The sequence below is a fragment of the Corynebacterium cystitidis genome (assembly GCF_900187295.1).
Classification (GTDB): Bacteria; Actinomycetota; Actinomycetes; order Mycobacteriales; family Mycobacteriaceae; genus Corynebacterium; species Corynebacterium cystitidis.
This window is the reverse complement of sequence record NZ_LT906473.1, coordinates 1,659,916-1,685,502: the sequence shown is the minus strand read 5'-3', so window position 1 is coordinate 1,685,502 and position 25,587 is coordinate 1,659,916. Positions and strand designations below refer to the sequence as shown.

At 56.2% G+C, this 25,587-nt stretch carries 30 protein-coding genes; 18 read left to right on the top strand and 12 right to left on the bottom strand.

The window, feature by feature from the left end:
- Positions 1-12: 12 nt before the first annotated feature.
- The 5 genes from CKV99_RS07955 to CKV99_RS07935 all read right to left on the bottom strand — a co-directional run bounded on the left by CKV99_RS07955 (position 13) and on the right by CKV99_RS07935 (position 5,790).
- Positions 13-693 (bottom strand): M23 family metallopeptidase, encoded by a 681-nt coding sequence (locus CKV99_RS07955; RefSeq protein ID WP_092258720.1) that lies wholly within the window; start codon positions 691-693, stop codon positions 13-15.
- Between the two features lie 277 nt (positions 694-970).
- Positions 971-3,619, bottom strand: a complete 2,649-nt coding sequence (locus tag CKV99_RS07950; protein WP_092258717.1) for an FtsX-like permease family protein — start codon at positions 3,617-3,619, stop codon at positions 971-973.
- Between the two features lie 2 nt (positions 3,620-3,621).
- Positions 3,622-4,272 carry an ABC transporter ATP-binding protein gene (locus CKV99_RS07945; RefSeq protein WP_092258830.1) on the bottom strand — a complete coding sequence of 217 codons (651 nt, stop codon included), beginning with the start codon at positions 4,270-4,272 and terminating at the stop codon, positions 3,622-3,624.
- 21 nt (positions 4,273-4,293) lie between these two features.
- On the bottom strand, positions 4,294-4,830 hold the full coding sequence (locus CKV99_RS07940; RefSeq protein ID WP_092258714.1) for a helix-turn-helix transcriptional regulator: 537 nt from the start codon (positions 4,828-4,830) through the stop codon (positions 4,294-4,296).
- Positions 4,831-5,052: 222 nt separating this feature from the next.
- Positions 5,053-5,790: a M23 family metallopeptidase gene (locus tag CKV99_RS07935; RefSeq protein ID WP_092258711.1), complete on the bottom strand. Its 738-nt coding sequence runs from the start codon at positions 5,788-5,790 to the stop codon at positions 5,053-5,055.
- A 337-nt stretch (positions 5,791-6,127) separates the two neighbouring features.
- Here CKV99_RS07935 and CKV99_RS07930 point away from each other — a divergent pair, with 337 nt between their 5' ends.
- The 9 genes from CKV99_RS07930 to CKV99_RS07890 all read left to right on the top strand — a co-directional run bounded on the left by CKV99_RS07930 (position 6,128) and on the right by CKV99_RS07890 (position 14,291).
- Positions 6,128-7,375 (top strand): cell division protein PerM, encoded by a 1,248-nt coding sequence (locus CKV99_RS07930; protein ID WP_197697176.1) that lies wholly within the window; start codon positions 6,128-6,130, stop codon positions 7,373-7,375.
- Positions 7,376-7,385: 10 nt separating this feature from the next.
- Positions 7,386-7,973 carry a phosphoribosylglycinamide formyltransferase gene (purN, locus tag CKV99_RS07925; protein WP_231909984.1) on the top strand — a complete coding sequence of 196 codons (588 nt, stop codon included), beginning with the start codon at positions 7,386-7,388 and terminating at the stop codon, positions 7,971-7,973.
- Between the two features lie 4 nt (positions 7,974-7,977).
- Complete coding sequence (purH, locus tag CKV99_RS07920) at positions 7,978-9,531, top strand: bifunctional phosphoribosylaminoimidazolecarboxamide formyltransferase/IMP cyclohydrolase (protein WP_092258705.1); 1,554 nt, start codon at positions 7,978-7,980, stop codon at positions 9,529-9,531.
- A gap of 139 nt (positions 9,532-9,670) precedes the next feature.
- Positions 9,671-10,336 (top strand): hypothetical protein, encoded by a 666-nt coding sequence (locus tag CKV99_RS07915; RefSeq protein ID WP_231909983.1) that lies wholly within the window; start codon positions 9,671-9,673, stop codon positions 10,334-10,336.
- Positions 10,337-10,544: 208 nt separating this feature from the next.
- The gene (locus tag CKV99_RS07910; protein WP_092258702.1) at positions 10,545-10,919 is read left to right on the top strand and encodes a hypothetical protein; all 375 of its coding nucleotides are present in this window, start codon (positions 10,545-10,547) and stop codon (positions 10,917-10,919) included.
- 143 nt (positions 10,920-11,062) lie between these two features.
- A complete protein-coding gene (locus CKV99_RS14775; RefSeq protein WP_231909982.1) occupies positions 11,063-11,746 on the top strand; it encodes a class A beta-lactamase-related serine hydrolase in 684 nt (227 codons plus the stop codon).
- Positions 11,747-11,783: 37 nt separating this feature from the next.
- Complete coding sequence (locus CKV99_RS14770) at positions 11,784-11,948, top strand: hypothetical protein (protein WP_231909981.1); 165 nt, start codon at positions 11,784-11,786, stop codon at positions 11,946-11,948.
- Positions 11,949-12,122: 174 nt separating this feature from the next.
- Positions 12,123-12,740 (top strand): hypothetical protein, encoded by a 618-nt coding sequence (locus CKV99_RS07895; RefSeq protein WP_143063435.1) that lies wholly within the window; start codon positions 12,123-12,125, stop codon positions 12,738-12,740.
- Between the two features lie 18 nt (positions 12,741-12,758).
- Positions 12,759-14,291, top strand: coding sequence for a hypothetical protein (locus CKV99_RS07890; RefSeq protein ID WP_092258691.1), 1,533 nt, complete (start codon positions 12,759-12,761; stop codon positions 14,289-14,291).
- Positions 14,292-14,381: 90 nt separating this feature from the next.
- On the opposite strand, the gene rpsR is transcribed toward CKV99_RS07890, so the two are convergent.
- Genes rpsR through rpmB form a run of 4 tightly spaced genes read right to left on the bottom strand, consistent with a single transcriptional unit; the run spans position 14,382 to position 15,359 of the window.
- Positions 14,382-14,627, bottom strand: a complete 246-nt coding sequence (gene rpsR, locus CKV99_RS07885) for a 30S ribosomal protein S18 (protein ID WP_092258688.1) — start codon at positions 14,625-14,627, stop codon at positions 14,382-14,384.
- Between the two features lie 18 nt (positions 14,628-14,645).
- Positions 14,646-14,951 (bottom strand): 30S ribosomal protein S14, encoded by a 306-nt coding sequence (gene rpsN, locus CKV99_RS07880; protein ID WP_092258685.1) that lies wholly within the window; start codon positions 14,949-14,951, stop codon positions 14,646-14,648.
- Positions 14,952-14,954: 3 nt separating this feature from the next.
- Positions 14,955-15,119 (bottom strand): 50S ribosomal protein L33, encoded by a 165-nt coding sequence (gene rpmG / locus CKV99_RS07875; RefSeq protein WP_018581097.1) that lies wholly within the window; start codon positions 15,117-15,119, stop codon positions 14,955-14,957.
- A 3-nt stretch (positions 15,120-15,122) separates the two neighbouring features.
- Entirely contained in the window at positions 15,123-15,359 is a 237-nt protein-coding gene (rpmB, locus tag CKV99_RS07870; protein WP_092258682.1) for a 50S ribosomal protein L28, read from the bottom strand.
- Between the two features lie 548 nt (positions 15,360-15,907).
- Here rpmB and CKV99_RS07865 point away from each other — a divergent pair.
- From CKV99_RS07865 to CKV99_RS07835, 7 genes are all read left to right on the top strand, one after another.
- Entirely contained in the window at positions 15,908-16,177 is a 270-nt protein-coding gene (locus tag CKV99_RS07865) for a type B 50S ribosomal protein L31 (RefSeq protein ID WP_092258679.1), read from the top strand.
- Positions 16,178-16,198: 21 nt separating this feature from the next.
- Positions 16,199-16,372, top strand: coding sequence for a 50S ribosomal protein L32 (gene rpmF, locus CKV99_RS07860; protein WP_092258677.1), 174 nt, complete (start codon positions 16,199-16,201; stop codon positions 16,370-16,372).
- A gap of 320 nt (positions 16,373-16,692) precedes the next feature.
- Entirely contained in the window at positions 16,693-17,391 is a 699-nt protein-coding gene (locus CKV99_RS07855; RefSeq protein WP_092258675.1) for a response regulator transcription factor, read from the top strand.
- Positions 17,388-18,896, top strand: a complete 1,509-nt coding sequence (locus CKV99_RS07850; RefSeq protein ID WP_092258673.1) for a sensor histidine kinase — start codon at positions 17,388-17,390, stop codon at positions 18,894-18,896. The genes CKV99_RS07855 and CKV99_RS07850 overlap by 4 nt, the downstream gene beginning before the upstream one ends.
- Positions 18,897-19,010: 114 nt before the next feature.
- On the top strand, positions 19,011-20,336 hold the full coding sequence (locus CKV99_RS07845) for a S1C family serine protease (RefSeq protein ID WP_169872618.1): 1,326 nt from the start codon (positions 19,011-19,013) through the stop codon (positions 20,334-20,336).
- 55 nt (positions 20,337-20,391) lie between these two features.
- On the top strand, positions 20,392-20,955 hold the full coding sequence (locus tag CKV99_RS07840; RefSeq protein ID WP_092258670.1) for a MogA/MoaB family molybdenum cofactor biosynthesis protein: 564 nt from the start codon (positions 20,392-20,394) through the stop codon (positions 20,953-20,955).
- A gap of 90 nt (positions 20,956-21,045) precedes the next feature.
- Entirely contained in the window at positions 21,046-21,219 is a 174-nt protein-coding gene (locus CKV99_RS07835) for a hypothetical protein (protein WP_231909980.1), read from the top strand.
- 99 nt (positions 21,220-21,318) lie between these two features.
- Here CKV99_RS07835 and mscL read toward each other — a convergent pair whose 3' ends face one another.
- The 3 genes from mscL to CKV99_RS07820 all read right to left on the bottom strand — a co-directional run bounded on the left by mscL (position 21,319) and on the right by CKV99_RS07820 (position 23,255).
- Positions 21,319-21,732, bottom strand: coding sequence for a large conductance mechanosensitive channel protein MscL (gene mscL, locus CKV99_RS07830; RefSeq protein ID WP_092258664.1), 414 nt, complete (start codon positions 21,730-21,732; stop codon positions 21,319-21,321).
- 107 nt (positions 21,733-21,839) lie between these two features.
- Positions 21,840-22,562 carry an SAF domain-containing protein gene (locus CKV99_RS07825; RefSeq protein WP_092258661.1) on the bottom strand — a complete coding sequence of 241 codons (723 nt, stop codon included), beginning with the start codon at positions 22,560-22,562 and terminating at the stop codon, positions 21,840-21,842.
- Positions 22,563-22,658: 96 nt separating this feature from the next.
- The gene (locus CKV99_RS07820) at positions 22,659-23,255 is read right to left on the bottom strand and encodes a 5-formyltetrahydrofolate cyclo-ligase (RefSeq protein WP_092258658.1); all 597 of its coding nucleotides are present in this window, start codon (positions 23,253-23,255) and stop codon (positions 22,659-22,661) included.
- 61 nt (positions 23,256-23,316) lie between these two features.
- On the opposite strand from CKV99_RS07820, the gene CKV99_RS07815 reads away from it, so the two are divergent.
- Together CKV99_RS07815 and glp are read left to right on the top strand one after the other, a co-directional pair.
- Entirely contained in the window at positions 23,317-24,255 is a 939-nt protein-coding gene (locus CKV99_RS07815) for a UTP--glucose-1-phosphate uridylyltransferase (RefSeq protein ID WP_092258655.1), read from the top strand.
- Between the two features lie 38 nt (positions 24,256-24,293).
- The gene (gene glp / locus CKV99_RS07810) at positions 24,294-25,574 is read left to right on the top strand and encodes a molybdotransferase-like divisome protein Glp (protein ID WP_092258652.1); all 1,281 of its coding nucleotides are present in this window, start codon (positions 24,294-24,296) and stop codon (positions 25,572-25,574) included.
- The last annotated feature ends 13 nt before the right edge of the window (positions 25,575-25,587 follow it).

Genomic DNA, 25,587 nt, shown 5'->3' with positions numbered 1-25,587 from the left:
GCTGATGGAGCCTTAGCTGATGTATATGCCGCGGGCAGCGAACCACGGCACGGGATCTACTGGGGTTACACCGTCCGGCTTGATCTCGAAGTGAAGGTGGGGCCCGGTCGAGTGGCCCTCATTACCCATCGCCGCGATGACCTGGCCTGCAGAAACCTGATCGCCAATAGACACGTTATAAGACACCATATGCCCATAGACAGAGCGCTCACCATTGGAGTGCTCCAGCACAACCCAGTTACCAAAGCCTTGGGCTGGGCCAGCATTGACCACGGTGCCGTCCATAACAGCGCGGATCGGCGTGCCAATGGGTGCTGCGATGTCAATACCTTGGTGCATAGCACCCCAGCGTGGGCCAAAACCAGAAGTAAAAGTGCCCTCGGCAGGAAGGACTACCAGACGGCCCTCAGCGTCATAGCCCTCCTGGTAAGAAACCGGGTATTGGCTCACTTCTGCTTCTTCAGGCTCGTACTCCGGAAGAGTGGTCGGGTCATACACTATGGAATAGCCGGCGGCAGAAATGGTTGCGCCGGTTGAGTTAATGGTCTCTGCCACCTGGATGAGTGAGTCGAGGGCAGCGCCATAATCAGTGATCTCGCTGCCGTCTAAATTAACGGTCAACGCTTGTGCAGTAGTGACAGGGGATGCAGCGACCACGCAAGCGGTGGTGACAGCGAGCAGACGACGTTTCATTCGGGTCCTTATTCGAAAAATCGAGAAAATCACTTAGTTCAGCGGTCGTATTTAACATAGTCGCCCAAAGCGGGTGCCTGCAATGGTAAAAATATGCTGCGAAATGCTGCTTTGTCGAAAATTTGTGCCAAAGAGCTGCCGTCGATGCAGCTCATGGCTTGGAACTAAAGTTGATCAAGGGGCGGATGGTGCCAGTGGTGAAATTGTGATTAAGGGGGTGGGGTGGGGGTAGTCCGGGGGTAAACGCACGGCACGTGCGGCCAGGGCAGATCTAGCCCTAGCTCAGCCGGTAGGCCACCTCCAATCCGGGCTCACGGTGGAGCATCAGGCCAATCACGTACGCCAGAAGCGGGGTGAGCACAACGAGCAGTCCTACCAGGCTCCACGGCACTTCCATAAACTCGCGCGTACCGGTGACTAAAAGATTTCCCGCAGCGTCGACCTCGCTTGAGGAGCCGAATAGCCAGGCTGCGATCAAGCCTGTTAGCGTTCCAGCTGCCGTACCCAACAGTGCCACTATGGCGGCAAAGGCTGCGGTGATTCGCCGGGGAATACTGTCTTGGGCCCCAATGGCACGCAGCAGCGCGTTGTGCCGGTTGGTGCTTTGGGTTGACAGCACCAAGATCAGGGTAATGGCGATCAAGACAAGTGCCATGACTGTCACCCCAGCAACCGCTGGCAGATATCTCAACTCCCAGACAAAACTGACGGTAGCGATTGTAGAGATTGAATATGTATTGGTGTTGTCAGTGGAGTAGGCATCGAGCACACTGTGTTGTGCAGCGGTGATCGGCTGTGTTGCCTCAAGCATCATGGGGCCAGGCTCAGTGTGCAAGCCAAGCTCGTCCGCCAAGGTGGGCGTAATCAGCGCCTGGCTGGAAGTAGCCGGCAGCACATCGAGGAAGGTAATTTCGGTGGCCTCCTCTTGCTTGGCTCCAGTGTCCGACCAGAGCCACACAGTGCCGGTCCCCTCGGGAGCCGTCCCTTTAGCAACCAGCATTGCCGGCTGCTTGATAGCGTCGCGCGCGCGTTGTTCAGCTTCTGGGCTGTCAAAGTTGAATGTGCGTAGTGCGTTCTCATCGGCTACCAGTGGGGTAAACCAAGGCGCTGGAACAGAGTCGCCGTATCTAGCCGGGTAACACTGGCGAGCTGTTTCTGCGTTGTCGTCGGCACGTTCAAAGTCGTGGCACGATGAATCCGGCAAGACATCAAGCATGTAGCCAGCAACCCGGGTTAGTGGATAGTGCTTTGCCGGACCCACCGTTTGCTCTACAACCGCGATAGCGGGGCCATAATCTGCGCCCGGGAGATTAACGGTGGGGTCCGCTGAGATTAACACCATGGCGGGGTTGTAGGTTGCATGTGCCAATATGTGGTCACGTTTATTGCTAGCCATCAACCAGGTCACCGCTGTGACTGCAATGAAAGAGGTTACAAGTATTAAAGCCACAGTAGGAACTGAGCGCAGTGATTGGCGCGCAACGTCGCGCATGGCTAGACGGGGGACAGTGCTTAACGACGAAGCCCCGCGTGAGACTAGCCATACCAGCAAAGGCGCAGACCCTGCCAGGCCGGCTACCACTAATGGCCGTCCCAGTATGCCTGCGAGACTGGCGATGATAAAAACCAAACTCGATGTAGTGGTTGGCGAGCTAGCAATGTGCGAGATCATATCGAATTGTTGGATTGCCAAAAACCCGGTTCCAACTGCAACACCGACAACTCCGAGTAGCATCCAGGGCCGAAACCGTAAAATTTTATCCGGTGCGCCACCGGCTATAGCAGTAGCTAGGGGCTGCTTGGTGGTAATCACAGCCGGAATAAAAGCGGCTAGCACCGCCCCTAATACAGCGGCGAGCCAAATCACGCCTGTGGCAAGCCCGTTATGCACTAGCGGCCAGTGTGGGTAGTACAGGGTCCAGTAGGCACTACCGATTCCTACACCTGCCAGGGCGCCGATAGTTGCACCAATGAGCCCAGTTAGAACTCCATACGCTAAGACCGATCGTCGGATGTGTCCTCGTGTTGCTCCTTGAGAGCGCATGAGCGCATAAGTTTGAGCCTGTTTTCCTGCCGCCACAGAGAAGACAGGTGTAATGAAAAGGAAGAGGAAGAGCACTGTGACAAAAAGGTTGACCCATGTGACCGCTTCAGAGAAGACGTCGGTGGGGTGGTTGGAAACCTGGTCACGAAAATGCTCGTCTACCTCTTCGAGTGGCGGAGGGTTCTGCCTGAGATCGTCGGACTCTACAACAAAGCCCAGCTGGTTCAGTTTTTGGGCATCGGCCCACGTCAGTGCATCCGGGCCAACAGCAAACCAGCGAACATAGGCTTCGTCACCATCCTGATAGTCAGCAGTAGTGATAGTCGCAGGGGCGATCAGCGTTGGGGCAGAGACCACGGCTTGATATCCGGCAGCATGGCCGGTCACTGTCCATGTACCGTGGTTTTTTACCTCGACGGTGTCGCCGACGCTAATGCCTAACCGCCGCATCGTCGAAGGTGGCAGGAATACCTCGTCTACACCGGGCAGGGTAACAGTAGGTGAGTGGCTGAGTTGGAGCACTGTGAGCGATTCATGCGCTTCACCTGCCTCCATATGGATATGGCTTTGGATACTGGACTCGATCTGAAAATTGGGTAGCGCCTCTGCCAAGGTCTGCTCCACAACAAGGCGAGGATTAGCTCCAGAGCATTCGGAACTAAAGCCGTCAACAGACTGAGAACAATGGCCAGAACCACTGGCGGTAATGAGATTGCTCTGTTGACTCATCGCGTCTTGTTGGTGATGTGAGTGCTCGATAGTCAGCACGCCGGTAATCAGTGCTACCGGCACGGCAATCATCAGAAAAGCAGCCAGTGTGCGCCACGGGTGGCGGCGCATGTCACGCCGGGTCGGTCGAGTGACAGCAGTAAGCGTGGACATGGCTAGCTCACCCGCCCGTCGCGCATCATGATGGTGCGATCTGCCCAGCCAGCAAAACGCGGCTCGTGAGTCACCAGCAATCCTGCTGCGCCAGCGTCGATGCGTGCACGTAAAACGTCCATCACATCATTGCTTGTCGCTGTATCAAGGGCGCCGGTGGGTTCGTCGGCAAGCAACAAGGTCCGTTGACCAATCAAAGCACGTGCAATGGCAACGCGCTGAGCTTGTCCACCAGAAATCTCATCAGGAAAAGACTTCTCTAGCCCAACAAGGCCCACCTCCTCGAGGGCGCGCGAGGCGTGCTCTGCACAGGCAGTAGTGCTGACACCTTCGAGCTCTAAAGGCAGTGACACGTTTTCACCAACGGTGAGCGTGGGAACCAGATTATAGTGCTGGAAAACCACCCCCACTCGGGTACGACGCAGTTGCGCTGCTTGATTCGATGACATGTGGGTAGTGTCTACTCCATCAAGCAAGACACGTCCGCTAGTGGCTGGCTGAAGTAGCCCGGCCACATTGAGCAGGGTCGATTTTCCGGAGCCAGAAGGGCCCATCACAGCCACCAGTTCTCCAGGCTGAACAATCAGATTAACGTCGTTCAGCGCGGTAACTTTACGTGCACCTTCGCCGAAGACGCACGTGACGTCGATCATTTCGAGAGGATAGGTCACGGCTTAGGTCCTTTCTGCACGGTCTTCATTGAGCATGGCTTCGACACGGTCGAGGAAACGCGCGTCAGATTCCAGGTCGAAAATGCGCCGTTCAGCGGCAAGTCTTTGGGTGCTTAACGACGAGTTCATCTCGCGCAACGTTGTGTTAAGTTCACGGATTTCTGCTAACACTGCCCTCCGCTGGCTGTCGAGTATCCTGAGGAGATCAATGTGAGGGGTATGTCTGGCCAGTGAGATCTTGATGACAAGCTCGTCGCGATCATTGGCGGGGCGGAGCACTGGGTCTGTCCACCACGTGGCTAACTCTTCAGAACCGGCGTCGGTTTGTGTGTAGCGCGTGGCTTCGTGTCCAGTGGGTGTTGTGATTGTTCCTTGCTCGTGGATCAGGTCGTCGCGTTCAAGTCTGCTCAGTGTTTGGGAGACTTGGCCCATATTTAGCCTCCACAGGTCATTTGTTGCCTGGTGGAAGGCGTGTTGCAGCTCAGCGGGTGTGCGCGGGGTCTCGGAAAGCAAGGCGAGGAGTGAATGTCTGATGGACATGAGACGTACCTCGTGAGGTCTGTAGGTGGTTCTCAATAGTTGGAAAGGTCGGCCCGAACAACCATCGATGGTTACCCGGTAACTTTCAGGTTACTCGGTAACCAAAGAAAGGTACAAGGGGTAATGGCGCATAGGTTCCTCGTTTCGTTGCGTCGTCGTGGCCAATAACGAAAAACCCGCCCTACAGTGGTGCTGTGGAGCGGGTTTATCGACAGAAAAGTTTTAGAGGGTGATGCCGTACTGTGCCAACCAAGGCTGTGGATCGATCGGCCCCTGGCCGGCCGGGTGAATTTCGAAGTGGAGGTGAGGGCCGGTGGAGAAACCACGGTTACCCATACCGGCGATTTTTTGGCCAGCCACAACAGTCTGGCCAACGGCTACGTCAAGGGTCTCCATGTGGCCGTACACCGAGATGGAGCCATCAGTGTGCTGGATGCGAATCCACTGGCCGTAACCTTGGGCTGGGCCAGAGTCGATCACCGTGCCGTCCATGACAGCCAGAATTGGGGTGCCAATTGGGGCGGCGATATCAACACCGTTGTGCATGGTGCCCCAACGTGGGCCAAAACCGGAGGTGAAAACACCTTCGGCAGGTTTTACTACCGCTGGGCCACGCAAGGCCTGGTCTGCTTCAGCGCGCTCGGTAAAGTGTTGAACAGCCTTCCCCAGCTGCTCATCAAGGTTGGCGGCGGGCTTGTATTCAGAGATCGTGAGGATCTGAGGCGCAGCCTCCACAGCCTGGTCAACTATGTCGGTGTTGTTGGCCAGTTCGTAATCAACGGTGGAATCCTGTGTGGATCCCTGGGCATCTGACTGCAGGTTAGCTGCGGCTGCGCCACCGGCGCCGGCGGTGGAGATTGCACCAGTTGCCATTGCGACGAGTGCCACGCGGCCCTTATTCGGGGTTTGCTTGCGGTGCTTGCCACCGGTGCGCCCCGCGCGAGTAGTCGAGTTCAGCATAAATCCTCTTTTTAAAATCCGGTTGCAATCCGTTCTGTATCGGGATCGTAACCTTCTTGTTACCTGACGAATGATAACAATAGCGAGTTCACAACGCGCGGGCAACCCAAATGGCTAAAGAAGTTTGATTGTCCGGTCATGATGAATTGTTACATCCGTTATCAAATCGTGTCCTCATGCTCTTTTCCGTGTCCTTCGGCCCGGTTGTGAGGGCTTCGTGGAACACTGGGATGCGATGAGTAACAAGTCTAGCCCTCGATCGAGGCCATCCCGCAGTACCCCCACTTCGGTTCGTTCCGGCGTGCGTCGGCCACGTGCGAATGTCGCGCCTCCAACTATGTCGCAGGATCCTGCCGATATCACTGCTGCGCAACGGCTTCGGCGCTTCCTTGCGGTTGTGGGAATCCCCAACTTAGTGCTGGTCCTGGCCGTAATTGTGGTTGCCTTCGCGGGCATCATGTTTACCGCTGGATCGTTTGCCGCCCTGCCTGCCACCATCGCGGAAGGCTGGTTTGCTTTGCACCTCGTTCCGGTGTCGTTTCAGGGCGTCACTCTAGGCGTGCTGCCACTTCTCCCGGCGTTGGGAGTTGTCGGCTTGATCGCCTCGAGTGTGCATAGGGCGTTCAAGGATAGGCCAAATTTTCTTGATTTGGTAACCATCCTCGGCCTTGTCATTGTGATTCCTCTCACGTTGTCTGGAATCGCCTGGTTTATGACGTGGGATGCAGCCAAAGTTTTCCCTCTCGAACCCCCTGCGCTTGGCCCAGCGGTCCTCAACCCCGTCCTCCTCCACCTCCTCGGGCTCATATTCGGTATGGGGCCTCAGCTCTGGAAAGATGTGGCTGTGCATGTAGGGGCTTCTGAGGTGTTGGTGGATGGAGCGGTTCGCGCCCTTCACCTCATGGCGCGTTTAGCGCTCGCCGCCACCGTCGTTTACGCAGTTCTCCTTCTAGCTGGCTACCAGCGACTGATCGATCTAGGTCAGGCTTATCCGATCCTTTCTGGAGTTGGAATCGTGGGCTTGATCGTCGTCTGCTTGCTTTACCTTCCCAATGCGATCGTCGGCACCCTCGCAGTCTTGCTCGGAGGCCAAGTCTCTGTTGGGGTAGGCAGCATCAGCCTGTTTGCTATTGACCTTGTTCCGCTTCCGGTTTTCCCGCTATTTGCGGCTGTCCCCGGTTCGGTGCCAATGTGGGCCCCTGCGTTGCTCCTTATCCCATTCGCCATCCTGATTCATTTCGCTGTGTCACGTGCGTGGGACGCGCGGACTGTTGCGGCCACCGCTGTATTCTCGGGTGTGTGGGTGCTGCTTGTCGCGTGCCTCGGTTCGGGCCAGCTTGGTGGGTATGGCTACTGTGGCCCGGTTCTCTGGCTCTTTGCCCTCCTTGCCACCCTGTGGGTAGCTCTTGTTGCGGGTGCGGCTTGGGGAGCTGCCACGTTGCGGCAAGGCCGTACCGACGACACCGAGCTTGACGACGACACCGATGGCAAATTTGTCGAGAATGAGAACAGTGAGAACGAGGACGAGGTAGAAGTGGTCGTCGATAAGCCCGATGATTCACCAGAGCCTAAGCCGAAGGACTAAAGTAGGTCGCGTGACTACACCGCAGCCTTATTCTGTCGCCGTTTTAGTGTCGGGGTCGGGGACACTACTGCAGTCCATCCTTGACCACCAGGACTTTTCGTACCGTGTGGTGCTTGTCGTTGCTGACAAGCAGTGCCCTGCACTTGAGCGGGCAAAAGCTGCAGGGGTTACCACTCGCGTGGTGGAGATGCTGCCGGACCGGGGTCAGTGGAATCAATCATTGTCTAACGTCGTGGCCGAAGCCCGCCCAGACGTGGTGGTCTCCGCAGGGTTTATGAAGATCTTGGGGGCTGAGTTCTTGGAACGTTTCGAGGGGCGCACAATCAATACACACCCGGCCCTTTTGCCATCATTTCCTGGGGCCCACGCGGTTCGAGATGCCATGGCTTATGGGGTAAAAGTCACAGGTTCCACAGTGCATTTCGTCGATAGTGGCGTGGATACCGGTAAGATTATTGCGCAGCGTGTAGTCGAGGTAAAACCTGATGACACGGAAGCCAGCCTGCATGAGCGCATTAAGGTGGTCGAACGGGCCCTCATAGTGGAGGTGCTACGCTCGATGTCGATTTCTTCTTCTGATGGAAAGTTGAGTTTCTAAATTCATGAGTGACAACCGCACCCCAATCAAGCGCGCGCTGATCAGCGTGTATGACAAGACTGGACTGGAAGAGCTAGCGCAAGCACTGGGGGAGGCGGGTGTTGAAATAGTTTCCACCGGCTCCACTGCCGCCCGCATCGCCGAGGCAGGCGTGCAGGTCACCCAGATTGAACAACTCACCGGTTTCCCCGAGTGCCTCGAAGGCCGAGTGAAAACGCTGCACCCGCGCGTTCACGCGGGGATTCTGGCTGACACCCGCAAGCCGGACCATCTAAACCAACTTGAAGAACTTGAAGTTGAGCCTTTTCAACTCGTGGTGGTCAATCTGTACCCGTTTGCTGAGACCGTGGCATCGGGTGCCAGCTACGACGACTGCGTAGAGCAGATTGATATTGGCGGCCCATCGATGGTGCGTGCCGCGGCGAAGAACCATCCCTCTGTCGCGGTTGTGACGTCGCCTGAGCGCTACGCGGAAGTGATTGACGCAGTTAAGGGCGGGGGCTTCGACCTGGAGCAGCGGAAGCACTTAGCTCTTGAGGCTTTCCGCCATACGGCAAGCTACGACGTTGCGGTCTCCACGTGGTTGGGGCAGCAGCTTGACGACGATAACTTCTTCGGAGCTACCTATCAGGAGGCAACTCCGCTGCGTTATGGCGAGAACCCACACCAGTCGGCGAAGCTGTACTCAAAGGCGACTGGTTTGGCGGGCGCGACCCAGCTGGGTGGCAAGGAGATGAGTTATAACAACTACCAAGATGCAGACGCTGCATGGCGTGCGGCCTGGGATCATGAGCGTGCGTGTGTGGCCATCATCAAGCATGCCAACCCGTGTGGTATCGGTGTATCCGATTCATCCATCGCCGAAGCCCACAAAAAAGCACACGCGTGCGACCCGATGAGCGCCTACGGTGGTGTAGTCGCGTCCAACCGTGAGGTCACCGTGGAGTTTGCCGAGCAAATCAAGCCAATCTTCACCGAAGTGGTCATTGCTCCGAGTTATGAGCCTGCAGCGTTGGAGATCCTGAAGGAGAAAAAGAATCTGCGTGTGTTGGAAGCTGGGGCTCCATCGCGCACTGGCAACGAATTCAAGCAGATCTCGGGGGGCCTGTTGGTACAGGAGCGGGACTTCCTGCAGGCAGATGGTGATGATGCTGCTAACTGGGAGCTTGTGGCTGGTGAACCCGCCGACGCCGCCACCCTGGCCGATCTGCAATTTGCCTGGAATGCGATCCGGTGCGTGAAGTCCAACGCGATTCTTATTGCGCATGAGGGTGCAACCGTTGGGGTGGGCATGGGGCAGGTCAACCGTGTCGATTCCGCGAAGCTCGCTGTGGAGCGTGCCAACACTCTCGACGAGGGCAAGAATCGCACCAATGGCGCTGTCGCAGCATCCGATGCTTTCTTCCCATTCGCTGATGGTTTCCAGGTGCTGGCTGATGCTGGAGTCACCGCAGTAGTGCAGCCAGGTGGCTCCATTCGCGACGATGAAGTCATTGCTGCCGCAAAGGACGCCGGTGTGACCATGTATCTGACCGGTACCCGCCACTTCGCACACTAGGTGAAATTTTAGTGAAGGGAGCCTGGGAACGTTTCCTTTCCGGGTTAACTAGGGCTAGGCTCCAGTTTATGATTTGTCCGGCCTGCGGTGACGCAGGCTTGGGATCAGTCGCAGCCTGCCGGCCCAACCAACCCATGCGGTGAACTTCCAGCCGATCGTTGATGCTGCGGTGGCCCGCTATGGTGGCACGGCATCGGTAGCGGTGTCCGATGGACATTCCGTCATTGTGGCCGGGGACGATCGTCGTCACCTCGCGTTACCGACTATTAAGGTGCCACTGTCGGTGGGGGCGCTGCGCCAAAGCCCACATAGGTATGCGGATGCGGAAAGCGCGATCACCTGGTCCGATAGCGCAGCAACATCACGCATGTGGAGTGGTGTCGGTGCGGGCCCTGTCGCACAGGTTATTGCAGAATCGGGGAGTAGCTCTGGACCTACCCAGTGGCACGGGAGTACCGCTTGGTCGGCCTCAGAGCAAGCACGTTTTATGGCAAACCTCAGCTGCACGTCGGGGTCTGCGCCTGTCCTGGACATGATAGGTCGTGTCACGCCGGATCAGCGATGGGGCCTCGGACGCATCCCTGGAGCCAGGTTCAAGGGTGGCTGGGCACCACTGAGCGAGGAGGGCGGCCGCTGGCATGTGCGCCAAATGGGGCTTGTTCCTGGGCCGAAGGGCCAGGTTGCGATGGCGTTTACTGCCGTACCAGGCTCTGTCTCGTTTGCTGATAGCAAAGCCATGAATGACATGACCGCGGACGGAATCCGCGCTCAGCTGGCCACCTTGCCCACTGCACGTTGCCAGTAGACATCCAGCCCTTGAACTGACTCCAGTCAAGCTCTATCTTGATGTGCGAGTCAAAGAAAAGGGGGAGGTCGTTGAACAACGCAGTCCATAGTGGGACACCAATCCTGGTATAGACAGGCCGCAGCAGCAATTCCCAGAGCAGCAATTTCCGCAGCAGCCTCCACAGTATCCCTACCCATTCGGCGAAAGACAGCAACCGTATCAGCCGATGTATGCTCCTGCGGAACCGTATGTACACGCAGCTCCCGCTAGTTCCGGCAATAGGGGTTTGATCACAGACCTAGTCATCGGCATCATCGTACTTCTGATTGCAGTCGTGGGTCTGGTTGCGTTGAACATGGGCGTATTCAACCGAGATGGCACCTCTGCCACGTCAACGGTCCCAGAGAACGTCACCGACACCGCAGAAGAGACTACCGCAGATGGAACGACTCCCCGGGGCATTGAGCCCACTGCGTCCTCGACTCGGCCCGCTGCCACCTCGGAGCCCGAACGGCCACGTGGCTCCGATTACACCTCGTACTCGGCGACGACGTCGGCGACCAGTGAGCCGTTCGCCCAAGCGGTGTACAACGCCTTTTAAGAACACGTTGACCGGACTGGTACAACCAGCGGCACAGTTTCTGCCTTCAGCCCGGTCACTGGCCAGACCTACTCGATGAATTGCGTCGATTATGGCTACTACGTGTCGTGCTCTGGCGGCAATAACGCGGTAGTCCGCATTTCATGATGCGTCGGCAGATCCTCAGCGCCACCAGCGCCCTTGTGCTCGTCGGCACGCTCAATTCTTCCTGCACGATCGGCGACCCCGAAACAACGAGCGTGCTTAATGACGAATCCTCCACCGTGAATCACACACCAACTACGGCTGTTCCGCCTAGCACGTCGGGTCCGTTACCCTATCCCGGCGATGATTATCTGACAGCGGAACTGCAGGGCGTTGTTGATGGGGTGGTTGCCAAGTATGGTGGTGCTGCTGCACTTCCGGTCTCCGATGGCACTGCGGAGAATGTCGGCGGCGAAGATGTCGCGTTTCCTGCGTGGTCCACGATCAAGGTGCCGATTGCGATCGCTGCGTTGCGCCAGGATCCGTCGATGTCGGCTACAGCTATGGACGCAATCACGTCGTCTGATAAAGCAGCGGCTGAGGCACTGTGGGCCACCGTCGCCCCGTCGCAGGTCGAAGCCGTGCTGGCTGAGGCGAGCGTGCCCATAACCGTGTGTGTATACCCTAAAGCTCCGCCCCGATTTCTCCACGTTCTGTCAAACGTTGTGGTCGCCGTCGCAGCAGGCGCGACTCGCCGCGAACCTGCCGCGTGTACAGGACGCGCAGCCCGTGCTCGACATGATGGGCCAGATAGTTCCGGACCAGGGCTATGGTATCGGACAGTTGCCCGGCGCGTGTTTTAAAGGCGGGTGGGGCCCGGACCCCTCGGGGATGTACGATGTGCGCCAGTTCAGACGTTTCGCAGGCCCTCACGGCGACGTCGCAGTGGCGCTTACCGCGTCGCCTGCCGACGGTTCCTACGCCACAGCCCAAGCGATGGCGACAGAACTCGCCCAGAGCTTAACGACGATCACGTCTGACCTTCCCGTGGCGGCCTGCCAGTAGGGGCGTGGACGTAAGCGCGCGTTAATTGCCCGGCTGTGTGTCTACTTTGAGGATGTGGCTCGAGAAGGCGAATATCAGAACATCTAGATTGCTCTAGTTCGGCATTACTAATTTAAGTGGTTAATTGGCATGTTCAAATGTCAAAACCATGTAAGATTTAGGGGCGAGTTTCCCATGAGGGAGATGGTTATTTTAGGAGACCACGGTTGCTTCGGCCTAAATCGTGGGATCCGGAAAAGGGGAGAAGGGTTGTTTTTAACTTTTAAAAAAGTGCATTTTAAGGGGGGTGGCCTGCTCATCGCAATTGGTGGAACCATGGGGGCACTTGGAGGGTGCAGTGCCGACGGGATTGGTGAAGCTCGGCCAATAACCATGGCTGACGAGCTTGTAGCGGTCGAAAATATCGACGAAGCTCACCAGTGGATAGAGGAGCACACGCTACCTGAATACGCTGAAGATGCGCAAGAATCGTACTCGGAATCCCTCATTATCCCTGCTGATGCGCCACAAGCGTATGAACCGGCGGGTGTTGTTGATGTGAAAGAGTTGATGAGCATCACCGATGCGGATGATGCTCACTTAGGGTCTTTGATGTTAAGCGATTCGATCGATCGAATCTATACGCACTACGGAATCGACTCTGCTGCACTGGTTGGAATCAATGTAGTAAACGAAGATGGATCGGTCATCCACGAAGTTCCATGGTTCATGCTCTTCTTGGAAAAGCAAGGGGAATGGCATTTTGTAAAAGCCCTCACCCAGCAAGTAGTCCAAGAAGAGAACCTCATGTAGAAGGGTTCACGAAGCACCATGTATATAAACAATAAAAAACAGAAACTGAAGTCCAGTGGCCTCTGGCTAGCGATCACACTGACAGCGAGCTCATTGGTAGCCTGTACCGAGGAATCGAGTGTTGACAGTGGAGAATTTACGGTAGAGCACGTCGCAGAGAACATCCCTGATGAGTACCTGTTCGCTACATGGGGATCGCTCATACCAAAGTGGTCTTATGGGCAGTTCTTACCAAATTTCCCCATTACGGCCGCTTTTGGAGAGTGGTATCCAGAGTTGGAGGATCCCGAGAATTGGACCATGTATGGCAGGTCAATTGAACCCGTCTATCGGTCGTGGTTAATTCGACTCGCAGACAACCCCGCGTTCACCCGACCGATGGAGAACGCGTACTTTCAACCTGCCGATGACGCTGCTGTGACATCTTTGAACGGTATGGCCTATTATCGGGCTTTCGATTTCCCAAATTTTTCGAGAAACTCCGATGCCCAGAAAAAAGTGGCGTTTCAAATTATTGACGACATGGTTCATGCGATCATCGTCGAGCGCTGGACTCAATCTGCGAGTGGGTTGACGAACAAAAAGGAAGCAGCGCATGTAGCCGTGATCAATCTAGAGAACGGTGAAACTATCACAGAAAGTCCGGTGGCATTGCCTGACGATGTTGATCGTGATTTGTACCCTGTTGCTGTAGACGATGAGAACGTATATTTTTATCAGTCAACTCAGGGAAGAAGCTTCGGAGGCTTTTTCGGTGAGAATGATCCGACGTTCGATGCGGAGATGTACCCCTACGGAGTGGGAGCGCGAGACAACCGCATGATTATCGTGAGTAAGAGCCAGGGCGAGGTTGTTAGCGATTTCACGTTTGAAAGCGTAGGCGAAGAGCCGAGCTTCTCGCTCCATAATGGTGAAGCAAAAGTGTACTACTCCGATCAGGCAGGAGCGAGCTACTCGCACAACATTCTGTCGGACGCGAAAGAAGAAATCGTTAGAGACTTCCATGTATCCCATTGGCGGGCAACGTCTGAGGGGGTGTTCGCCGTAGGGTATCGCAAAAACGACTGGCTAGAGTACCAAGAAAGAAGATCTGGCTTCGACAAGGTGGATTCGGATTATCGTGTTCGACCTTCCATAGTCCGAGAATGGAACCCGGGTGAGATTATTACTGCCGAAACTGCAATCCCCGCAGCCTCGGAAAGCAAAGACATGCAAGTGCGGCTAGGGGCAAACGATGTTGTTACCATAGTAAGTAAGCATTTGTTCTCATCGGAGACAGGGCTTGTTGTGCTGGACCTTGATTCGGGTGAAGAAGTTTTTGCGGAGTCCGGCGACAACCTTGGAAATCAGAAGATCAACCTGGCAAGCGCTGATGACCAGTACCTGCTTGTAATTGACAGTGGCGGTGGTGGATCTGTAACTGACCTCAGCACGGGCAACACTGTAGAGGAGGTCAATAATCTGCTTCCAGTGGATACCCTTCAAGGGAAATCACTCAAGCGGAAACCAAGCTCCTTCGAGTACGACGAGAACTACATTGAGCTAGAATAACCCAACAAAAAGAAAGCGCCCGCCCCACAAACTGATGTGGGTGCGGGCGCTTTTTCGAACTCAGTGCTGCTATCGTCCAATCAACCGTGTTTAGCGGCTAGTGAACGGCAGGAGAGCCATTTCGCGGGCGTTCTTCACAGCGGTAGCAACCTGGCGCTGCTGCTGTGGCGTCAGGCCAGTGACGCGACGCGAGCGGATCTTGTGGCGATCGGAGATGAACAGACGAAGGGTCTTGACGTCCTTGTAGTCCACCTGCTCGATGCCCTCGGCCTTGAGCGGGTTCTTCTTTGGGCGACGGGACTGCTCAACCCGTGGCTTGCGATTATTACGCTTCATGTAGAGACACTCTCCCTTTTACCACGAGGACTTGCGAACGCCTGGCAGCTCACCGCGGTGAGCCATGCCACGCATACGGACACGGGACAGACCGAACTTACGCAGGTAACCGCGTGGGCGGCCGTCCTGTGCATCGCGGTTGCGGACACGCACTGGGGATGCATCGCGTGGCTGCTTATTCAATTCGAACTGTGCATCCAGACGATCCTCGTCAGAGGTGTTTGGGTTCCTGATGATTGCCTTGAGCTCAGCGCGACGCTCTGCGTAGCGAGCGACAATCTCCTTGCGCTTCTCATTCTTAGCGATCATAGACTTCTTAGCCATAAATTATCGCTCCTCGCGGAATTCGACGTGCTTCTTCGCTACTGGATCGTACTTCTTCAAAGTGATGCGATCCGGATTGTTGCGCTTGTTCTTACGGGTTACGTAGGTGTAACCGGTGCCCGCAGTGCTCTTCAGCTTGATGATCGGGCGGATATCGTTACGTGCCATCTGTTAGATCTTCTCCCCACGGGCGCGGATCTTCGCAACAACGGACTCAATACCGTCGCGGTCGATAACCTTCAGACCCTTAGTAGAAACGTTCAAAGTGATGGTACGGCCCTCAGAGGGCAGGTAAAACCGCTTGCGCTGAATGTTGGGGTTCCAACGGCGCGAGTGGCGGCGGTGCGAGTGCGAGACGGTTTTGCCGAATTGCGGCTTCCGTCCCGTGACCTGGCAAATAGCCGACATGGGTTAGCTTCTTTCTCCTTGCCGCCCACGACATGGCTCAACCTTCGAGTGACACCATACTGGGAAATGTGAGGTTAGGCCGAAAAGTGAGGTTGGCCTAGGCCCGAGGGTGCCACAGGTAGCCGGTTGACGGGGCGTAAACGTGTACTTCGACAACAGCGAGGAATAACACTACCCGTTGTCAGCCAGATTTCCTAATTATAACCCCAGATGTCCCAGTGACTTAGCCAACCGTAGCGAACGCATTGTCCTGTCACGCGCATGAAGCTTGCGTGGCACATTCGATCCATGATTTTTCACAGCCGCTTCCGTCAATCCCATCGTTATCCGCCTCAAACCAACTGGACGAGTGGGAGGGCCAACGATTTCAAAAAATGGTGGGTGAGCTGTAAGATAATCCAAGTTGTCCGCTAGTGTTCGTCGTTAAGCGACGGTCGCTGCAGGATAAAAGTACATTTTCGCACCCAACCCGGGCACGATCTCCAGACAGTAATCAATGATGCTGGGGAACCGACCCGTGGTATCAACCCTGAGGGAAACGAATAGATATGAAGAAGGACATCCACCCGGATTACCACCCGGTAGTGTTCCAGGACGCAGGTACTGGTTTCCAGTTCCTGACTCGTTCCACCGCTACCTCCGACCGTACTGTTGAGTACGAAGGGGCCGAGTACCCGCTGATCGTCGTTGACGTCACCAGCGAGTCTCACCCGTTCTGGACCGGTGCACAGCGCGTTATGGATACCGCTGGCCGCGTTGAGAAGTTCAACAAGCGATTCGGCGGCATGGCTCGCCGCAAGAAGAAGTCCGCAGAGTAAGGCGAAGGAGGAAAGCACACAATGGCAACCCCAAAGTTTAAGATGTCCCGCGCGAACACGCGCATGCGTCGCTCCCAGTGGAAAGCTGACAACGTTCAGCTGCAGGAAGTGAAGATCGACGGGCAGACCGTCCGGATCCCACGCCGTCTGGTCAAGGCCGCGCAGCAGGGCCTGATCGACGTCGAGCAATTCTAGTTTTCAGCAGAACACTTATTCCTTTTCGGGCCGATGCGGCTCCCGGAGTTTGAGGCAACCCCCAGCACAGTCTGGGGGTTGCCTTTTTCGTTCGCCCGACTATTGCTGGTGGCAAACGTCGCCTGGCCACAGTTGTGTAGCTATTATAAGTAAAGTTGCTGCGGAGTGTAATGCTGGAAATATTGGGGCGACTGTTGGAAAAGTGTGGACCTCAATGCGCGAGCGGAGTCGCCACTGTATAAAGTAGGTGCTGAGTTGAACCTGAAACCTATTTCCGCTTATTTAAAAACTTTTTCAGATCGGTAGGACATAATAGAGATATGAAAGTTTTAGTTGTGGACGATGAGCAGGCAGTCCGCGAATCATTGCGGCGGTCCCTGCGTTTCAATGGCTACGATGTCAGTCTTGCCGAAGATGGCGAGGAAGCGCTCGAGGTGATCAAGCGCGAACGCCCTGACCTCATAGTGCTTGACGTGATGATGCCCAAGCTGGATGGTTTAGGCGTGTGCCGGACACTGCGTTCATCTGGCTACGATCAGCCCATTTTGATCCTGACAGCGCGTGATGGCGTGTCTGACCGGGTAGCGGGCCTAGACGCAGGTGCCGACGACTACTTGCCGAAGCCGTTTGCCCTCGAAGAATTGCTCGCTCGGGTGCGCTCTTTGTTGCGCCGTGCAGCCGCTGACTCTATCGGTAGCGGTGCACGAGGTAGTGCAGAGCTGGTTTTCGAGGATTTGCACTTGGATCCGGAAACTCGCGATGTTCGTCGTGGTGAACGGGCCATCTCTTTGACGCGGACCGAGTTTGCTTTGCTGCAGCTTCTTATGCAAAATCCTCGCCGTGTTCTGTCGCGGCAGACCATTCTTGAAGAGGTGTGGGGGTATGACTTCCCAACATCGGGAAACGCTCTGGAGGTGTATATCGGATACCTGCGGCGTAAGACGGAGGCTGATGGCGAGGTCCGCTTAATTCATACAGTGCGTGGTGTCGGCTATGTTCTGCGGGAGACCGCTCCGTGATCTTACGGAAACCCGCCGAAGTGGAGGACTATCACGTAGATAGTTCTCCTGAACTCGGCCATCATATCCTTTTCGGGAGGGGTACCTCACTGCGGTGGCAGATTGCGCTGACGACTGCAGTGATGGTGGTAATCGCAGTGGGTGCGATGACTACCGTGACCTATTGGACGATGTCTCAGTCCCTGAAGGCGGCGGTAGACCGGGACTTAGACGACAAAGCCTCCTCGCTGATCACGCGAACGCTCGACCCGCTTTACCAAAATAACCTCCGCCATGAGGTCGATCTTTTTAAAACGTACAACCCAGATATCCGGATTTCGGTATCGCCGCCTGCGTGGCAGCTCTTTGTTGGAGATAACATTCCCTTGGGTGGCGATTTTTCTGATTCCGGAAACGGTGAGCAAACCTCTGTCCGTACTGTCGGAAATGAGCGCATCCTGACCAAGCGAAATTCTGCGGGAGCGACGGTTGGTCTCGCGCAGAACATGGAGCCCACTCAGGAGCTGATCAGCTCCTTGGGCGCTATGCTGCTAGTGATTGCAGGTTTAGGCATTTTATTGGCAATCGCGGTGGGCATAGTGGTGGCGAAGGCGGGCTTGAGGCCCCTTGCACGGTTGCAGCGCGCTATAGACAACGTGACGCAAACGGATGATTTGAAGCCCATTGAGGTTGTCGGAAATGATGAGCTGGCGCAGCTTACTACTTCATTTAATGAGATGTTGGGAGCGCAGCAGGAGTCGCGCGTGCGCCAAACCCGGCTTGTTGCCGATGCCGGCCATGAGCTGAAAACTCCGTTGACCTCGATGCGTACCAATATTGAACTGCTGATGATGCTGTACAACAGCGACCAACAAGATCAGATCTCGGAGGATGATCGCAGGGACCTGGAGCGCGATGTGCTTGCCCAGATGGAGGAAATGTCAACCCTGATCGGTGATCTTGTCGATTTGGCACGTGATGAGGCACCTGATAACGCGTTTGAGCCGGTAGAGCTAGATGATGTGTTAGAGAACGCTCTTGAGCGAGTGCGCCGCCGCCGTACCGATATAGTCTTCCAATTCCATGCAGACCCGTGGATCATCGAAGGCGACAGTCATGCACTGCAGCGTGCGACTTTGAACCTCCTGGATAACGCGAGTAAATGGTCGCCCAAGGGTGGCACGGTGCGCATTTCTTTGAAGGCCGGACGGTACAAGGCAGTGTTGCTTGTCGACGATTCTGGCCCCGGAATCCCGGAAGAGGAACGGCTTAAGGTTTTCGAACGGTTTTACCGCTCAGCGGAATCTCACGCCATGCCAGGCTCCGGTCTTGGCCTTTCCATTACAAAACAAGTTTTCGATCGGCACGACACCAGTGTGACAGTGGAGGAGTCGGATGATGGGGGTGCTCGTTTCCGAGTTGTTTTCCCGGGCGAGCCTGGCGGGCGTTCGTCAGTAGCTCAGCCGGGCAGCGATGAAGTGAGCGATGCCAGCCATGACGCCCAATCCGAAGAGGTAGGGGGATAACTCCCGAGCCGAATAAACTCGTCTGCTGCACACAGGGAACCTTCAGCTACCACTACGCGTTGTAGTTATACGGAACAAGTATTCCCACAGAGCGAAGGTGGATAATTTAGCACTATGAACAATCCTGATCAACGTCATCCACAGTTTGGACAAGATTCCGGACAAGGCACCACGCCATCAGGCCCGTCGTCTGGTTCCCCCGGCTACCCGTACGGCGCTCCTAACACCGGCACGGGCGATCAGGGCCCCCACAATTATGCTCCGCGCGCAGAAGATCCTCAGCACCACAGTGCGCAAGGACACTTCCAACAGTTAGGGCCCTACCAGCAGCCAGGGCCATACCCGCAGCACATGCTCCAAGACACCAAACAGAAGGAAGGGATTGGGGCCGGTACCGCAATCGCTCTGGCTGTAGTTACCTCGCTTGTTGTCGGTGGTGTTACTGGGTATGTTGCCGGTAATACTGGAAGCACGAAATCGTACAGTGCAATAGAACAGCCGAGCGTGTCGTCGTCGGAGCCTGCCCCTGAAGGGTCGGTCGAGCAGGTCGCGGAACAAGTTTTACCGGCGGTGGTCTCGATCCAGGTTGCGTCCGCAATTGGTGTTGCAGACGGTTCCGGCTCGATTATCTCCTCCGATGGCTACGTTCTGACCAACCATCACGTTGTGTCCGCACAGGGGGAGGGCAGTGGGGCGATTCAAGTCACACTTAACAATGGCGAAAAGCATGTGGCAGATTACGTCGCTTCCGATGTGAATACGGATATTGCCGTTATCAAGATCCGCGATGTTGAAGGTTTACCGGTGCTGAATTTCGGCGATTCCAACGAGCTTGCTGTTGGACAGCAGGTCGTGGCTGTGGGATCTCCGCTGGGATTGTCGGCCACTGTAACTAGCGGTATTGTCTCAGCACTGAACCGGCCCGTGCGCGCAGCTCAGGGCGGTGGCGAAAGTTCACTGATTGACGCCATCCAAACTGATGCCGCAATCAACCCCGGTAACTCGGGTGGGCCTTTGGTTGACATGAACGGCAACCTGATTGGCATTAACTCGGTTATTGCATCGTTGTCTACCAGCTCTAACTCGGCTGGCTCGATTGGTTTGGGTTTTGCAATCCCATCGAATTTTGCGAAGCGGGTGGTAGACCAATTGATCAACGAGGGGGAGGCTTCTCAACCAATGTTGGGTGTCCAAGTTGATAGCAGGAATCCGGTCGACGGGGCGCTTGTTGTGGGTGTTCCCGAGGGGGGGCCGGCCGCTGCTGCGGGTATCGAAGAAGGCGACGTGATCGTCCAGCTTAATGACCGGCAGATCGATACCGCTGACGCACTAATTGCTGCGACTCGTTCGCAGGATTTTGGGGAGACCGTTACCCTCTTGGTCCACCCCCGAGACTCGGAAGAGACACGAGAGGTAGAGGTAACCCTCAGTTCCGAGTAAGTTACCAGTAGGCCTCTAATTAGAGTCTGCCTACTACTTTGTTGAAGGAGAACCCGTGAGTAAAACTCTCGATGACCTCGAGTTTGCCGAGCCGGATGACGCTTACTTGAGAGCTGCTGAGTTGGTGGACGATCTTCCTCGAGTACGGCGCGCACTCGTTGTCCTCATTTCGGACCATAAATATGACGAAGGCGACGACGGCACAGGGGACCTCGTCTTCGAGTTGCTCTCCGAGGCGGGATTCAAGGTGGACGGTGTGGTTAACGTGCGGTCGAAGAAATCGGATATTCGTAAGTCCATCGAGACTGCAGTAGTCGGCGGTGTGGACCTCGTTCTAACCGTCGGTGGTACCGGCGTCGGACCGCGAGATAAAGCCCCAGAAGCGACCCGCGGTGTCATTGATCAGCTAGTACCTGGTGTCGGGCAGGCTGTGCGGAATTCCGGCCACGCCGTCGGTGCTGTTGATGCGTGCACGTCGCGCGGGATCTGTGGAGTGTCTGCGGGCACAGTAGTTGTGAACCTTGCATCATCGCGCAAGGCGATCCGTGATGGTATTGCTACAGCGATGCCTCTTGTACTCCATCTGCTCAGTGAGCTCAACAAATACAGTGTGCAATAAACACAATCGGCAGCATCGAGCTGCCCAGGGTGAAAGTGAGGGAGTGCTTTGACGCAATCGTCTGGTCCTCGGCGCCGAGGTCGTCGCGTAGTGAAGAAGTCCCCCGCCGGCGATTATGATCGCTCGATGGATACCCCTGGTGGTCAGTCTGCTTCCAGCAGCGATGAGATTCGCATGGTGGAGCTTGACGACGAGGTCGGCGCGGAAACCTTGGAGGGGGAGGAGTTCTATCACAACGAGCGCCCGCCCCATCACGGCGAGTAGTCTGCTCCGCTGGCAGAAACGATAAGAAATCTGGCCTCTCGCATTCAGCGCTGGGCCAGATTTTTGCTTCTCGCGGTAGGGCTAAAAGCCCTGGTCAGGCTACACAGTGTCGGTTTTGCCTGCTTGGGATTGCAGCAGATCGCGGATCTCGGCGAGCAGCTCTACATCAGTCGGTGCTGGTTCCTCAGGGTCAACACCCTTGCGGCGCGCCTGGGCCTCACTCAGCTTGTTCATTGGTGCGACAATAGCGAAGTACACGACTGCCGCGATGAGCAGGAAGTTGATGGCCGCGGTGATCACTGCACCGAAGTCCAAGAAGGTCGCATCATTGCCGGGGATGACGTGGAATCCGAGCCCGGAGAAGTCTGCGCCACCCAGGGCAGCGATCAGGGGGTTGATGAGGTTATCTGAGAAAGCGGTAACAATGCCCGTGAACGCCGCGCCGATGACGACACCGACGGCCAGCTCGATGACATTACCGCGCATGATAAATTCTTTGAAGCCTTGCAGCATAGTTTCTCCTTCATAGGAAACGATATTTCTGGTGTCATGTACATCCTCAGGGTGTACACAGGTACCGGTAGCACTTTACAACTAGGGAGCTGTTCAAGCTACTTGGATCATCCCGGAGCGCCATCGGGCGAGGTGGTACGCGTCCGTTCCCCTGTCAAGATAACTGTAAGCGGTTGGTTGAGGGAGGCGGAGGCCACTGCGTGCGCATCGCTTTCACTCAGTGAAATCAGCACTGAGTCTGTTGCAGTGTCCGATTCTTGGCCTGCAAGGATCACCCGTCCCCCTGCGGCAATAACCCGCGGATGGGCTCCGTCGTCGTTAGTGGAAATCACACTCACCTCATCACCGGAATGAAGAAGAGGCAGAATGTCGGGTTCCGCCAACTTGACTGGAACCATGGTGTAGGTCACCCCACCTCCCTCATCTGTGTCGGACCTGACAAAATCGGCGGTCAGTTCTTCTCCGAGAAGGTGGTTCGTGGCTACGGGCTGCCCAGGAGATCCATGTGTTGCCGCAACCTGGCCAACTACCTCTTCCACGTTATCCGTGGAGCGCGCAGGAACGATTGATGCCGGTACACGAGTAAGTTGCAGGTGCTCGTCGTTAAGCACTGTCCCAGCTGGTACATCGACAGCGTACGTGACAATTGCTGGGTCGGTCGCGCGTAACGACGCCAGTCCACTGGCAAACGCGACCACACACAGGGCCAGCGCTAACACACGACGCATCATTCGTGCTCGTTGGTATCCAGGCGTCACCAAAGCGTTGCGGGCCGAGGAGAGCGTCGATGAGATTGTCGGAGAGAACTCGGAAGCTACAGGAGGTGTCATACCCTTTTAGACTGCCTGGATTGCGGTTCGGTTCCCCTCCAGATGGAAAAACTCGCCGTTGTCGAAACTCGCCGTTGTCGATGGCTCCGTCAAAGCCTAAGCCTGAAGGTCGTGGAAACCTGCTGGGGTGATGGCGGAGTCGACGGGGATATCGAATTCGTTGGACGGTAGCTCGTCGATAAGCTCATGGTCGTACACCAACGCGATTACCGGTACGTGACCTTTGATGCCCGCCAACGCGCGATCGTAGTAGCCGGCGCCTTTGCCTAGCCTGTTGCCATTGGCGTCGATGGCGAGCGCGGGAAGGAAGATTGCGTCGCAGCGAGCCAGCGCCTCATTGCCGTGGCGGGGTCCGGTGGGCTGCCAAATGCCTAATGTTCCGGACTCGAGGTCCGATTGTCCGCGGTAGGGTGCCCACTCAAGCGCGCCGCTGGGCATGGCGATTGGCAACAAAATCGACGCTGCTTGTGAGGCTAAGGCGGTGAGCAAATAATCGTAGCCGGGCTCCTCGGGAAGCGGGCAATAGGCTGCGACGTGTGGGGAGGGGTTTTTCAATCCGCGGACGTAGGCCGCTGCGAAAGCCACAATGGAAGCGTCCGCCCGTCTCTTCTCGGTGCGTGTGGCTGACATATCTGCGCGGGCGCTACGCAATCGGGCGCGAATGTCATCTTTGCGCTTCTTTTTCTCAGGCATAACCCAACCATAGAGGGGCGCTAACAATTTTTGGTGGCGGCGCGGGGTAGACTTAATCCTTATGCGGAAGCCGAACGAAGACCTCCAACATGGAGTGAAAACCGTGGTCGTGCCAGCAGCTGGCATGGGTACACGTTTCCTCCCTGCCACCAAGACGGTGCCAAAGGAACTCTTGCCCGTTGTTAACACCCCTGGAATCGAGCTGATTGCCGAAGAAGCGGCGGCGCTTGGTGCGAAGCGTCTCGCAGTGATCACGGCGCCAGAAAAAGGTGAAGTGATGCGCCATTTTGGGCCCTTCGATGAGCTTTGTGCGACGCTAGCAGATCGCGGCAAGGGTGAGCAGGTTCAGAAGGTTGCGCGAGCACACTCCCTAGTCACTGCGGTTGAGGTGACGCAAGATAAGCCACTCGGGCTTGGACACGCCGTTGGGCTGGCAGAATCAGTGCTTGATGATGATGAAGACGTGGTTGCCGTGATGCTGCCCGACGATATCGTGCTGCCCAATGATGTGATGAGCAAGATGGCCAAGGTGCGTGCAGAGCTTGGTGGGAGCGTGTTGTGTGCCTTTAATGTATCGCGCGAGGAAGTGTTCAACTACGGCGTGTTCGACGTGGAAGAGATTGATTCTGCTTCTTCGTTACCTACCGCGCGAGTGAAATCTGTCCGCGGAATGGTAGAGAAGCCGGATCCCGCTGATGCCCCGTCGACGCTGGTCGCAGCTGGACGTTACCTGCTCGACCGTGGGATTTTTGACGCTTTACGACGCATCACTCCCGGCAAGGGTGGTGAACTTCAGCTTACTGACGCCATCGAGTTGATGATTCAGGAAGGCCACCCTGTGCATATTGTGATTCATGAAGGCAAACGCCATGATTTGGGCAATCCTGCGGGATATATTCCTGCCAATGTTGATTTTGGGATTCGCCACGCAGAGTATGGGCCGGCAATCTTTAAGGCTGTGAAACAGATCATCGCTGATTACGAGGCGCAGAACCGCTAGCTCAGTATCTTTGAACCCACTGACGTGAAGGAGTTGCCGTGCGCAGCGTGGAAGAACAACTAGCCATGGTGGTTGATGCCGCCCCGACTCCTGAACCTGTCCGGATTGGTATCACCGATGCTCTCGGTTTGATGTGTGCGGAGGAAGTAGAAGCTACCCGTCCGGTGCCAGGGTTTGCCCAGGCGGCGGTTGATGGCTATGCAGTTCGTTCTGTTGATGTGGGCGGTACGCGTGGTTTAAGTGGTAGCCAGAAAAGGGGCCGCGACAATGAGCAACCCCCATCGTCTGAGCGTTCTTTTCCTGTTGTTGGTGAGGTTGCTGCCGGTTCGCAAAAGCCTCTGCGTTTGCAGCCCCGTCAAGTGGTGCGCGTTGCTACGGGCGCCCCGATCCCGACGTTGGCAGACGCGGTGTTGCCCTTGGGGTGGTCGGACCGCGGACGGAAACGGATGGTTGCGCACCAGCCAGTAAGTTCCGGGGATTTCATCCGGAAGGAAGGGGCTGATATTCAGCCAGGCGATGTTGCCGTATCAGCCGGAGTTGTGTTGGGCCCAGCCCAGATCGGCTTGTTAGCTGCTGCGGGACGCGACAAAGTTTTGGTGTATCCCCGCCCGCGGGTGACCATCATGTCGTTTGGATACGAGTTGGTTGACATTGACCGAGATCCAAGTTTGGGCCAAGTGTTTGACATAAACTCCTACTCTTTAGCTGCCGCAGCGAAGGAAGCGGGGGCGGATGTACACCGAGTTGGCATCGCGAATGCGGAACCACGACGGCTCCGTGAACTGATTGCTAATGAGGTGTCTCGTAGCGAGTTTGTTGTCATTTCCGGCGCTGTTGGTGGCTCGGGTGCTGAGGCCCTGCACGCAGTGCTTGCAGAGCTGGGTGATATCGACACCACGCGTGTCGCGATGCATCCCGGTTCGACCCAGGGTTTTGGCCTGTTGGGGCAGGACCGTGTTCCAGTTTTCCTTCTGCCATCAAATCCTGTGAGCGCGTTGGTGGTTTTTGATGTCATCGTGCGCCCCGCTATTCGTACGTCCCTGGGGAAGCGGGTGGCGCAGCGCCGCAGCGTTCAGGCTCGCGCGTTGGGCCACATCTCTTCCGTATCCGGCCGCCGTGGCTATATCCGAGCCCGCCTGATGCGCGATGCAGAAACACGGGACTACCTGGTAGAGGGCCTCGTCGGAACGCGTGGCGGCGCGGAACACCTGCTTGCAGGTCTGGCTGAATCTAATGCCATGATCAGGATTCCAGAGGATGTCACTGAGGTCCGCCCTGGTGACGTTGTTGACGTGCTGTTTATGCAGCAGCGCTCCTAGTTGGGCTTGGAAT

Bases quoted from the DNA above. Each gene is read 5' to 3' on its own strand.
- CKV99_RS07825 (WP_092258661.1), bottom strand. From the start codon at position 22,562: ATGACACCTCCTGTAGCTTCCGAGTTCTCTCCGACAATCTCATCGACG.
- CKV99_RS07950 (WP_092258717.1), bottom strand. From the start codon at position 3,619: ATGTCCACGCTTACTGCTGTCACTCGACCGACCCGGCGTGACATGCGC.
- rpmB (WP_092258682.1), bottom strand. From the start codon at position 15,359: ATGTCGGCTATTTGCCAGGTCACGGGACGGAAGCCGCAATTCGGCAAA.
- CKV99_RS07890 (WP_092258691.1), top strand. From the start codon at position 12,759: ATGTATATAAACAATAAAAAACAGAAACTGAAGTCCAGTGGCCTCTGG.
- CKV99_RS07940 (WP_092258714.1), bottom strand. From the start codon at position 4,830: ATGTCCATCAGACATTCACTCCTCGCCTTGCTTTCCGAGACCCCGCGC.
- rpsR (WP_092258688.1), bottom strand. From the start codon at position 14,627: ATGAAGCGTAATAATCGCAAGCCACGGGTTGAGCAGTCCCGTCGCCCA.
- rpmF (WP_092258677.1), top strand. From the start codon at position 16,199: ATGGCAACCCCAAAGTTTAAGATGTCCCGCGCGAACACGCGCATGCGT.
- mscL (WP_092258664.1), bottom strand. From the start codon at position 21,732: ATGCTGCAAGGCTTCAAAGAATTTATCATGCGCGGTAATGTCATCGAG.
- CKV99_RS07820 (WP_092258658.1), bottom strand. From the start codon at position 23,255: ATGCCTGAGAAAAAGAAGCGCAAAGATGACATTCGCGCCCGATTGCGT.
- CKV99_RS07815 (WP_092258655.1), top strand. From the start codon at position 23,317: ATGCGGAAGCCGAACGAAGACCTCCAACATGGAGTGAAAACCGTGGTC.
- CKV99_RS07930 (WP_197697176.1), top strand. From the start codon at position 6,128: ATGTCGCAGGATCCTGCCGATATCACTGCTGCGCAACGGCTTCGGCGC.
- CKV99_RS07845 (WP_169872618.1), top strand. From the start codon at position 19,011: ATGAACAATCCTGATCAACGTCATCCACAGTTTGGACAAGATTCCGGA.
- CKV99_RS07865 (WP_092258679.1), top strand. From the start codon at position 15,908: ATGAAGAAGGACATCCACCCGGATTACCACCCGGTAGTGTTCCAGGAC.
- rpsN (WP_092258685.1), bottom strand. From the start codon at position 14,951: ATGGCTAAGAAGTCTATGATCGCTAAGAATGAGAAGCGCAAGGAGATT.
- CKV99_RS07935 (WP_092258711.1), bottom strand. From the start codon at position 5,790: ATGCTGAACTCGACTACTCGCGCGGGGCGCACCGGTGGCAAGCACCGC.
- CKV99_RS07910 (WP_092258702.1), top strand. From the start codon at position 10,545: ATGTATGCTCCTGCGGAACCGTATGTACACGCAGCTCCCGCTAGTTCC.
- CKV99_RS14775 (WP_231909982.1), top strand. From the start codon at position 11,063: ATGATGCGTCGGCAGATCCTCAGCGCCACCAGCGCCCTTGTGCTCGTC.
- CKV99_RS07945 (WP_092258830.1), bottom strand. From the start codon at position 4,272: ATGATCGACGTCACGTGCGTCTTCGGCGAAGGTGCACGTAAAGTTACC.
- CKV99_RS07855 (WP_092258675.1), top strand. From the start codon at position 16,693: ATGAAAGTTTTAGTTGTGGACGATGAGCAGGCAGTCCGCGAATCATTG.
- rpmG (WP_018581097.1), bottom strand. From the start codon at position 15,119: ATGGCACGTAACGATATCCGCCCGATCATCAAGCTGAAGAGCACTGCG.
- purH (WP_092258705.1), top strand. From the start codon at position 7,978: ATGAGTGACAACCGCACCCCAATCAAGCGCGCGCTGATCAGCGTGTAT.
- CKV99_RS07955 (WP_092258720.1), bottom strand. From the start codon at position 693: ATGAAACGTCGTCTGCTCGCTGTCACCACCGCTTGCGTGGTCGCTGCA.
- CKV99_RS07895 (WP_143063435.1), top strand. From the start codon at position 12,123: ATGAGGGAGATGGTTATTTTAGGAGACCACGGTTGCTTCGGCCTAAAT.